Below are 1,230 nucleotides of genomic sequence, written 5' to 3' on the forward strand. Positions count from 1 at the left end.
TGAATAAAAAGCATGATCTTGATTTTAAATTAAAACTAATCAAAGAATATAAAGAAGGAAATATTGGTTATGATTCATTAAGTAACAAATATGATATCTATCCTTCACAACTAAAAACATGGACTTACCAATTTGATACCTTCGGTATTGACGGTCTTATATCCAGTATGACCAGAAAGAAATATTCAACAGATGAAAAATTAAGAATCATTCAGTATAGAATTACTAATCAACTTTCATATAAAGAAACTGCTAGAATCTTTGAGATTACTAATCCTACTTTAATAGCTCAGTGGCAGATGAAATACAATCAATATGGTATCCTAGGTTTAGAATCAAAACCGAAGGGTCGTGCGTCTAAAACTATGAAAAATAAAAAGGTTGATAACACTAGTTTAAACGAAAGTGAACGACAAGAATTAATACGCTTACGTGAGGAAAACAGGAGATTAGAAATCGCAATTGCTCTCGAAAAAAAGTTACAATCCTTAGCTCGAAAAAATCAAACAAAGAAATAGTAGCTGCTATTATTGAGTTAAGGAATGAATCTAACTATAAGTTAAAAGAAATATTATCAGTAGCTATGATAGCGAAAAGTGTATACCATTATTGGAAATTACGACTTAGTGTCACTAAACATAAAGACAATTATTTAATTACTTTGATTAAAGAAATCATTAACAAACATAAAAATAGGATAGGTTATCGTACAGTAACCGACGAACTAAGAGAGTTAGGTTTTGTAGTTAACCATAAAAAAGTTCTTAGAATAATGAGAGAAAATAATTTACTTTGTACAAAGTTTAAGTATAGAAATAGAACATATAAGTCGTACAAAGGGAAAGTTGGCAAAACAGCTAAGAATAAATTGAATCGTAGATTCGTAACTAATCGCCCATATCAAAAATTACTTACTGATGTAACACAATTCAACATTAAAAATGGAACTAAGCTATATCTGTCAACAATTTTTGATGTATGTTCGAAAGAGATTATTTCTTATTCAATTAGTAAGCGTCCAACATTGGAATTCGTTATGGAATCATTGTTAAAAGCAATTAATGTAATTCCAGACCTTCCCTATAGAACTACAATCCATTCCGATCAAGGGTGGCAATATCAGCATAAATCTTGGGTACAAACTTTGAAAAAGAATAGAATTATTCAAAGCATGTCTAGAAAAGGTAATTGTCTTGATAATTCTCCGATGGAGAATTTCTTTGGTATTTT

Annotated in this window: 2 protein-coding genes; both read left to right on the top strand. The window is 29.5% G+C overall.

The features are described 5' to 3' along the window. A partial coding sequence (locus tag RTU33_RS21790) for a transposase (RefSeq protein WP_312630167.1) occupies nucleotides 1-518 on the top strand: 518 nt, incomplete at its 5' end. 11 nt (nucleotides 519-529) lie between these two features. Further along, nucleotides 530-1,230, top strand: a 701-nt coding sequence (locus RTU33_RS21795; RefSeq protein ID WP_312630168.1) for an IS3 family transposase, incomplete at its 3' end; no start/stop codon positions are given.

Origin of the sequence: Scandinavium sp., from assembly GCF_032012665.1 — a bacterium.
Classification (GTDB): Bacteria; Pseudomonadota; Gammaproteobacteria; order Enterobacterales; family Enterobacteriaceae; genus Scandinavium.